The organism is Aeromonas sobria (genome assembly GCF_050266975.1).
Classification (GTDB): Bacteria; Pseudomonadota; Gammaproteobacteria; order Enterobacterales; family Aeromonadaceae; genus Aeromonas; species Aeromonas sobria_B.
Genome location: NZ_JBKISU010000127.1, coordinates 1 through 299, shown reverse-complemented (window position 1 = coordinate 299; position 299 = coordinate 1). Strand labels below are relative to the sequence as shown.

Genomic DNA, 299 nt, shown 5'->3' with positions numbered 1-299 from the left:
CAACTGCTCTGCCAGATCGGGACAATTCGGACGCGGGGTGGAGCAGCTCGGTAGCTCGTCGGGCTCATAACCCGAAGGTCGTTGGTTCAAATCCAGCCCCCGCAACCACATACAGTCTTGCCGTTCATCCGTGAACAGGAAGGCGCACCCGGGATGGCAACTGCTCTGCCATATCGGGACAATTCGGACGCGGGGTGGAGCAGCTCGGTAGCTCGTCGGGCTCATAACCCGAAGGTCGTTGGTTCAAATCCAGCCCCCGCAACCACATACAGTCTTGCCGTTCATCCGTGAACAGGAAG

Annotated in this window: 2 tRNA genes; both read left to right on the top strand. The window is 59.2% G+C overall.

Features of this window, described 5'->3' with window-relative positions:
* Positions 1–31 precede the first annotated feature (31 nt).
* Positions 32–108 (top strand) — tRNA-Met (locus ACLHZ1_RS20755).
* Positions 109–188: 80 nt separating this feature from the next.
* Positions 189–265, top strand: a tRNA-Met gene (locus tag ACLHZ1_RS20750).
* Positions 266–299: the final 34 nt, after the last annotated feature.